7 protein-coding genes are annotated in these 7598 nt (G+C 73.7%); all 7 read right to left on the bottom strand.

What is annotated here, in order from left to right; genetic code table 11:
- The coding region (locus tag ACFXHB_RS02305; protein WP_380571415.1) for a chitinase at window positions 1–1538 on the bottom strand (1538 nt) is incomplete at its 3' end.
- A 499-nt stretch (window positions 1539–2037) separates the two neighbouring features.
- A complete protein-coding gene (locus tag ACFXHB_RS02300) occupies window positions 2038–2610 on the bottom strand; it encodes a hypothetical protein (RefSeq protein WP_380571414.1) in 573 nt (190 codons plus the stop codon).
- A 391-nt stretch (window positions 2611–3001) separates the two neighbouring features.
- On the bottom strand, window positions 3002–3616 hold the full coding sequence (locus ACFXHB_RS02295) for a hypothetical protein (protein WP_380571413.1): 615 nt from the start codon (window positions 3614–3616) through the stop codon (window positions 3002–3004).
- A gap of 243 nt (window positions 3617–3859) precedes the next feature.
- A complete protein-coding gene (locus ACFXHB_RS02290; protein WP_380571412.1) occupies window positions 3860–4816 on the bottom strand; it encodes an ABC transporter substrate-binding protein in 957 nt (318 codons plus the stop codon).
- 77 nt (window positions 4817–4893) lie between these two features.
- A complete protein-coding gene (locus ACFXHB_RS02285; RefSeq protein ID WP_380571411.1) occupies window positions 4894–5589 on the bottom strand; it encodes an ABC transporter permease in 696 nt (231 codons plus the stop codon).
- Window positions 5586–6254 carry an ABC transporter permease gene (locus tag ACFXHB_RS02280; protein WP_380571410.1) on the bottom strand — a complete coding sequence of 223 codons (669 nt, stop codon included), beginning with the start codon at window positions 6252–6254 and terminating at the stop codon, window positions 5586–5588. The genes ACFXHB_RS02285 and ACFXHB_RS02280 overlap by 4 nt, the downstream gene beginning before the upstream one ends.
- On the bottom strand, window positions 6244–7437 hold the full coding sequence (locus ACFXHB_RS02275; protein ID WP_380571409.1) for an ABC transporter ATP-binding protein: 1194 nt from the start codon (window positions 7435–7437) through the stop codon (window positions 6244–6246). The genes ACFXHB_RS02280 and ACFXHB_RS02275 overlap by 11 nt, the downstream gene beginning before the upstream one ends.
- Between the last annotated feature and the right edge of the window lie 161 nt (window positions 7438–7598).

Raw genomic sequence — 7598 nt, 5'->3', positions numbered from 1 at the left:
CCGGCGGTGACGCTGCCGGGGGTGACGGTGGCGGTGACGCCGGCCGGGGCGCCGGTGACGGTGAGGTTGACGCTCTGCGCCGAACCGGCCGTGACGGCGGTGGAGATGGTCGCGCTGGTGGAGGAACCGGCCGCCACCGTCCCGGAGTTCGGGTTCACCGCGACCGAGAAGTCGTTACCGGGCTGGGTGCTCGTCACCTTCAGCGAGTAGCTGCTGGTGTGGGTGCCCGAGGCCCCGCTGCCGGTGATGGTGAGCGGGTAGGTGCCCGCCGCGGTGGCGGCCGTGGTGGTGATGTTCAGGGTGGCGGTGCCGCCGGCGGTGACGCTGCCGGGGGTGACGGTGGCGGTGACGCCGGCCGGGGCGCCGGTGACGGTGAGGTTGACGCTCTGCGCCGAACCGGCCGTGACCGCCGTGGAGATGGTCGCGCTGGTGGAGGAACCGGCCGCCACCGTGCCGGAGTTCGGGCTCACCGCGACCGAGAAGTCGTTGCTCGGCTGGGTGTTGCTGGTGTACTGGGAGAAGATGTGGCTGAACTCCCAGGTGCCCTGGCTGATCCCGGAGCAGTCGTCCCGGCCGCCGGTGCCCGGGCAGCCGCCGTTGTCACGCTGGAGGGCCCAGAACGAGAGCGTGTTGATGCCCTTCGAGACCGCCCAGTTGTACACCGTGGTCGCGTTGGCCACGGTGAAGGTCTCCGCCGCGCCGAAGTCGTCGATGCCGACCATCTCGGTGATGCCGATCGAACCCCACAGCTGCGCCGGGGTCCTGGTGGGGTAGAGCTTGGCCAGCTGGTTGTAGAGGCCGGTCGCCGCGGTCTGGGTGTCGGCGGCCATGTCGTGCGCGGCGTTGTCGTAGTAGTCGAAGGTCATCAGGTTGACGACGTCGATCCGCGCGTTGTTGGTGACCGCGTTCTTCAGCACCGCCAGGCCGCTGGAGGCCAGGCCGCTGGTGGTGGTCGGCAGCGTGTACGAGAACTGGATCGAGCGGCCGTTGGCGGCGGCCCAGTCCTGCACCAGCTTGATCGCCTTGTTGCGGCGGTCGATGCCCGCCGTGTTGGTCAGCGAGTTGTCCTCGATGTCCAGGTCGATCCGGCTGATGTCGTAGGTGGTGATGACGTTCTCGAAGGCGGCCGCGATCTGGTTGACATCGGTGCAGCTGTCGGCCAGTTCGGTGCCGGTGTTGTCGGCGGTGTAGCCACCGAACGACGGGATCACGTCGCCGCCGTTGGCCCGGATGGTGGCGATGTCCGCGCCGAACGAGGACGAGGAGACCGGCAGCGAGCTGTCGCCGTTCCAGTAGGGGGTGCACGAGCCCTTGGTGGCGGCCTGCAGGAACGCCATCGTGAGGTGCTTGGCGCCGGACTGCGCGGCCAGCGCGGCCGGGCTCTGACCGGTCCAGGCCTCGAAGTACGGGGCGAACACCCGGGTCGGCAGCGGGGTCGCGGCCTCGGCCGAGGCCGTTCCGACGGTGACCAGGCCGGCCGAGGCGGCCAGCGTGACACAGGCCGTCAGGGCGGCCCGGATCGTTCTGCGTAGACTCATGAGATTCTCCAACAGACGTGGTGGGGCAGGATGTTGGTGAAGTGCAGAGGTGCGCTGCGGAACTGTGGAGCGGTGGAACCGTTGACTGCGGAACGCGATGGGGGCGTGCGGAACCCCGTGGACACGCGGAAAGGACGGACGACGCTGCGTGGGCACGCGTACGCCTCGCGGGTCGGGGGCGGTGTGGAGCAGGGCAGGGCGATGCCTCAGCCGCCGGTGGTCACACCCCCACAGTGCATCCCGGTCGGATCGACATGCTTATGGTTGGACTAGACCACTCGTCTGTCAAGGCTCCTAACAGTTCGTCGGCGGAGCGATCCGGTGGTCGCGGGGCGAACCATCCGGCGCTGACCGGGCGATGCCGCTCCGGCCCGACCGGTCGCCCGACTTCGCCGCCCGACGCCGTCGGGGGCCGGGCGGCCGGGCGGCCGGGCGACGTCGCGCCCGGGGGTCCGGCCAACCTTGCGCCGGGCGGCGGAGCGGCGCGCCCGACCGGGCGTCAGGAAGTCCGCGCGAGAAGCTCGTCGACGATCCTGACGACATCGCCCTCGCTGCGCCACTTCACGGCGAAACGGTGCCGGCCCACCCGGTCGACCGCGCCGGTCAGCCAGGCGGCGTCGCCGAGCAGTTCCGCCCGCTTCCGGGCGACGACCACGTCGAGCAGCACGTCCAGGAGCACGATCTCGCGGGCGGAGTAGAAGCCGCGGTGGTGGCTGAAGTCGGGCGACCACAGGTCGTAGGGGTGCCGGACCGTGGCCCGCAGGCAGGAGCCGTGCGTGGTGATGCCCGGGGTCCTGGTCAGCAGGCCGCCGAACCTGGAGCTGGAGAACCGGTCGACGGTGACCGCGACGCCCAGCTCCATCAGACGGTCCCAGGGCACCGGATGCGGGTCCCGGCCCAGCACCCGGTGCACCAGGCCCTCGGGCTCGAAGGTGAGATGGGCCCGGCGCTCGTGGTCGCCGATGATCCACCGGCCGCCGACCAGTGCCAGCGGACCGAGGTGGTCCCGCACGGTCCGCGTGGCCCCACCGGCCGGAGTGGCGGGGGTGGCGGCGTTCGGCTCGGCAGCCATGGTGCTCCTCGGGCAGGCGTCAGCGTCGCGCCGACCAGTCTTCCCGGCTCACCTGCTCGCGACAGTACACCGCGGTGCCCCGGCTCGTACGGGAGTTCGGTCGTGCTGCCGTGCGGTGCCCTGCCGTGCTGTCAGGTCGTTGTAGCGGCGCGCCGTCGTGCTGCGGCGGGCCCCGGCGACCCGGGCCGGCCGCGAACGGGCGCCGCTCGCGTGGGGTGCCGTGGGCGCCGCCCGGGGGGTGGGCGCGGCCCCCGCGGCCCCCGGGGGAAGTCCCCCGGGGGCGCGGGGGGGGGGGGCGGCGGGGGGCCGCGGCGGGGGGGGCCCCCCGCCCCCCCCCGGCCCGGTGCTCAGGACACCGGGCTGCTCGGGGCGGCCCTCCGTCGGCCGGGGATCAGGACGGCGGGCAGAGGGTGGCGCGCAGGGCGTCGAGGATCTTCCCGGCCTTCTCGGCGCCGAAGCCCTGCGGGTGGTCGGGCGCGGTGAAGCGCTGGTCGGTCAGCTCGATCAACTTGGCCCGGTCCTTGGGGAACTGGTACATCGCCTGGCACTGGTTGCGGGCCCGGTCGACGGCCTGGTCGGGCTTGTCGCCGACGATCGCCGGGTCGATCGCCGCCAGCGCGGCGACCACCTTGGCGGCGTCGTCCGCGCCCGGCTTGGCGGGCAGCCCGGCGTCGGCCGGCGGTGCGGGCTTGGGCGGCGCCTGGGTGGCGGGGGCGTCGGGCGCGCCGGGCGGGGCCGATCCCGGGGCGGGCCCGTCGGGAGTGCCGGTGACCGGTGCGGCGGGGGCGGTCGGGGTAGCCGCCGCGGGGGCGGTGGCCGGCGCGCCGGTGCCGGTGGCGTCGGTGCTGCCGCCGGGAGCGGGAGTGCCCGGCGCGGATGCGGTGGCGGCGGCCGGTGCGGTGGGGGAGCCGGCGGCGGTGCCGTTCGAACCCGAGCCGGACGAACAGGCAGCGAGGCTCACCGCGGCGAACGCCGTGAGGGTGGCGGCGAGGAGACGAGTGCGCATCCCGTCACACTGTCATGTTCGCGCCGCTCAAGGGAAGATCCCCCTGGCGGCGAAGCGGCGGGGGGGGGGGGGGGGGGAGCGCACGCCGCCCCCCCCCCCGCCCCCCCCCCCCCGGCCGCGCGCTCCTGGCGGGCACGAAACCCCGAGGGCCCGGGAGGACATCGCCTCCCGGGCCACCGCCGCCGGCACCTTCGCCGGGCGTACTCTCGCCGGTCGTACTCTCGCCGGTCGTGCCGTCGGGGCTCAGTCCAGTCCGTTGGCCTTCAGCCACTCCTTGGCGACCGCCGACGGGTCCTCCTTGTCGACGGCGACCTTCTTCATCAGCGTCGCCAGGCCCGCGGTGTCGAGCTTGGCCGACACCGCGTTCAGCGCGGCGACCGCGGGGGCGCCGATCGCGGCCTTGTTCACCAGCGGGGTGACGTTCTGCGCGCCGAACAGGTTCTTCGGGTCGGCCAGCGGGACGAGCTTCAGCTGGGCGATCTTCGGGTCGGTGGAGAAGACGTTGCCGACCTGGATCGAGCCGTCCTTGATCGCGTTGGCGGTGGTCTCGCCGGTCGGCTTCCACTCCTTGAAGGTCAGCCCGTAGACGTCCTTGAGCGGCTGCTCCTGGCGCGTCTTGAACTCCGGCGGGCCGCCGATGGTGAACTCGCCCGCCTTGGCCACCAGATCCTCGATGGTCTTCAGCTGGAACTTGTCGACGCTCTCCTGGCTGACGCTCAGGGTGTCCTTGTCCTCGGCGGGCGAGGAGTCCAGGATGGCCAGCGAGGCGGGGAGGGTCTTCGCCAGGGCCGCGTTGACGTCGCCGGTGGTGGGCGTGGACGCCTTGGCGCCGAGGTAGGAGAGCAGCGCGCCGTTGTACTCGGGCAGCACCGTCAGGCTGCCGTTCTGCAGCTGCCCGTACAGCACCTCGCGGCTGCCGATGTTGAACTTCTCCTCGACCTTGACGCCCTTGGCCTTCAGCGCCTGCGAGTAGATCGAGCCGAGCAGCACGTTCTCGGGGAAGTTGGCCGAGCCGACCACCACGGTCGAGCCGGACCCACCGCCCGCCGTCGAGCCGGCGGTCGCGGCGGCCGAGTTCGAGGAGCCGCCGAGCGGGTCGCCGCCCGAGGAGGAGCAGGCGGTGGCGCCGAGGGCGAGCGCGGCGACGGTGCCGAGGAGCAGGGCCCGACGGCCGCTTCGGCGGCGTGCGGATGTCGACATGGTGATACGTGTCCTTTCGGGGCGGATGAGAACCAGCGGGATCAGCCGGATCGGTGGGATCAGCGGGAGGAGCAGGATCAGCGGGCCCGGCGGGACGGGCGGCACCGACGCTCGGCGCGCAGTCCGGGCGGGAGCGCGAACCGGGCCAACAGGGCGAAGAACAGCTGGGCGCCGACCGCGAGCAGCACCACGAGCAGCGCGCCGCCCACCGTCACGGCGTAGTTCCGCGTGGCCAGCCCGTCGATGACGTACCGGCCGAGGCCGCCGAGGCCGACGTACGCGGCGACCGTGGCCGTCGCGACGACCTGGACGGTCGCGGTCCGGAACCCGGCCAGCAGGGTCGGCAGCGCGGACGGCAGACAGACCTGCCGGAGTACCTGCGGGTGCGTCAGTCCGACTCCGCGCGCCGCGTCCCGCACGTCCGGGTCGGTCCCGCGCACCCCCTCGACGGCGGCGACCAGCAGCGGCGGCGCGGCGAGCGCGACCAGCGGGATCAGCACGGCCGTGTCGCCGACCCCGGCGAGCAGCACCGCGAGCGTCACCAGGCCGAGCGTGGGCAGCGCGCGGGCGGCGCCGGCCATCGAGGTGACGACGGTGGCGCCGCGGCCGGTGTAGCCGATCAGCAGGCCGAGCGGCACGGCCAGCAGGGCCGCGTAGAAGAGGGCCTCGCCGGAGAGCAGCAGGTGCTCTGCGACGCGGTGCAGGATCGAGTCCGGGCCGCTGCGGCGGTCCGGGGCGGAGAAGAAGTCCCCCAGCCAGGAGAGCCAGTTCACCGGCCGGCCCCCGTCTCCCGGACGGCCCAGGGCGCGAGCAGCCGCCGGGCTCCGATCAGCACCAGGTCCACGGCCAGCGCCAGCGCGGCGATCAGCACGATGCCCGCCACGATCGGGGTCGGGAAGGTGCGTTGGAAGCCGTCGATGAAGAGGTAGCCGAGTCCGCCGCGTCCGACCAGGGCGCCGACGCTCGCCAGCGAGATGCTGGAGACCGCCGCGACCCGGAGCCCGGCGACCAGGTACGGCACCGAGGCGGGCAGTTCGACGGCCGCCAGCCGGTGCCAGGGCCCGTACCCCATCGCGGTCGCCGCCTGGCGGACCGGGTCGGGGACGGCGTGCAGGCCGTCCACGGTGGTCGGCAGCAGGACCGCGATCGCGTAGAAGGTGAGGGGGATCATCACGGTGGCCTGGGTGGCCAGCCCGGTGTAGGGGATGAGCACCACGAAGACCGCCAGCGAGGGCAGCGCGTAGACGACGTTGAAGACGGCGGCCAGCGGTTGGTAGAGCCGGGGGAAGCGGGTGCAGGCCAGCCCCAGCGGGACGGCCAGCAGCAGGCCGATCAGCACCGGGAGCAGCGCGATCACCGCGTGGTCGGCGAGCAGGTGGCCGAGGTAGCCGAGGTGGTCGCCGATCCAGTACCACCGGACGATCGGTTCATCGTCCACCGGTGACCCCGTCGATCTCGTCCGCCGTGTCGGCCTCCTCGGGCACCCGGGTCCGCTCCGCCGGGCCGGCCCCGGGCGCCGACCCGTTCGGCGCGGCCACGGGTGCGGGTGCGGGGGCTGGTGCGGCCACGGGTGCGGGGGCTGGTGCGGGCGGGGCCGCGAGGGCGGTCAGGACGGCCTCGCGGCTCGCCGTGCCGGTGGCCCGGCCGTCGGCGTCCAGCGCGACCGCGACCCCGGCGGGGGAGAGGACGGCGGCGTCCAGCGCGGTGCGCAGGGTGTCGGTCTCCGGGCGGTACCCGGCGGCCGGGTGCAGGGTGGCGGTCGCGGCGTCCCGGTCGATCCAGCCGATCGGGCGGCGCTCGTCGTCCAGTGCCAACTCCCACCCCCCGTGGCGCAGTCCGTCGGCCACCGGGCGGACGGCGACGGCGAGGGCGGGGCGCAGGCCGAGCCCGCGCAGCCCCCGGTCCCGGCCGAGGAAGGCGGCGACCTCGTCGTCCGCCGGCGCGGTGAGCAGGGTGTGCGGATCGGCGAGCTGGGCGATCCGGCCCTGCTCGCGCAGCACCACGACCTGGTCGCCGAGCCGGACGGCCTCCTCGATGTCGTGCGTGACGAAGAGCACCGTCTTGTGCAGCTCGGACTGCAGCCGCAGCAGCTCCTCCTGGAGCCCGGCCCGGACCACCGGGTCGACGGCGCTGAACGGCTCGTCCATCAGCAGGACCGGCGGGTCGGCGGCCAGTGCCCGGGCCACCCCGACGCGCTGCTGCTGGCCGCCGGAGAGCTGGAACGGGTAGCGCTTGCCGGTCTCGGGGGCCAGTCCGACCAGCTCCAGCAGCTCGGCGGCCCGGGCCCGGGCCCGCTTGCGGTCCCAGCCGAGGAGGTAGGGGACGGTGGCGATGTTGTCGATCACCTTGCGGTGCGGGAAGAGCCCGGCCTGCTGGATCACGTAACCGATGCCCCGGCGCAGCTTGGCGGGCTCCAGCTCGGCGACGTCCGTGCCGTCCAGGAGCACCCGGCCCGAGGTCGGCTCCACCATCCGGTTGACCATGCGCAGCAGCGTGGTCTTGCCACAGCCGGACGGGCCGACCAGGACGGTTATCCGGCCGGTGGGCACATCGAGGTCCAGGCTCCCGACGGCGATGGTGCCGTCGGGATGGCGCTTGCCGGCGCCGTCGAATCTGATCACGGGGAGTTTCCTCTGTCTCGGCGCCTTCCGTTACTGGCGCCGACGGTGTCGGTCTGTCGGTCGTGGCGGTTTGTCGACATGTGACGGCTCATGAAGCGGCCGTACCCGTCGGATCAACTGCCTGGGCGTTCTTCCGCCCGCGTGGCTGCCCAGCATCGGAC

Origin of the sequence: Kitasatospora sp. NPDC059327 (assembly GCF_042752535.1) — a bacterium.
Taxonomy (GTDB): domain Bacteria; phylum Actinomycetota; class Actinomycetes; order Streptomycetales; family Streptomycetaceae; genus Kitasatospora.
The sequence above is the reverse complement of the archived record's forward strand: the minus strand, read 5'-3'. Positions and strand labels throughout refer to the sequence as shown.